Source organism: Terrisporobacter petrolearius (assembly GCF_020748185.1).
Taxonomy (GTDB): domain Bacteria; phylum Bacillota; class Clostridia; order Peptostreptococcales; family Peptostreptococcaceae; genus Terrisporobacter; species Terrisporobacter petrolearius.
Window position 1 is genome coordinate 1 of record NZ_JAHZMO010000218.1, and the last position, 281, is coordinate 281.

1 protein-coding gene is annotated in these 281 nt (G+C 36.7%); it reads right to left on the reverse strand.

Annotated features, from left to right (window positions below; genetic code table 11):
- Window positions 1-264, reverse strand: a 264-nt coding sequence (locus K0040_RS20385; RefSeq protein ID WP_228110479.1) for an RHS repeat-associated core domain-containing protein, incomplete at its 3' end; no start/stop codon positions are given.
- Window positions 265-281 lie beyond the last annotated feature (17 nt).

Here is a 281-nt window from a genome sequence, read left to right on the forward strand (position 1 = left end):
TTTTTTCCAACCTCTTAGATTTTTCTTCTTCGCATATTGATATCCATCATATGCCCCCCATGCAGCATCAAATGCGAGCAAAATTGGGAAATGACCACTTGGATCTGTATATGATATTGGGTTGTTTGTACAATATGCATATAGATGTAAACTACTTGGGTCTGTGAATTCTCCACGATAAGTGTCTTCTGTTAAGAACCTTCCATATTCAGGGTTGTAGTATCTCGCATTCAAATAATATAGTCCTGTTTTATTATCGTAAATTCCACCTGTGTAGCAGA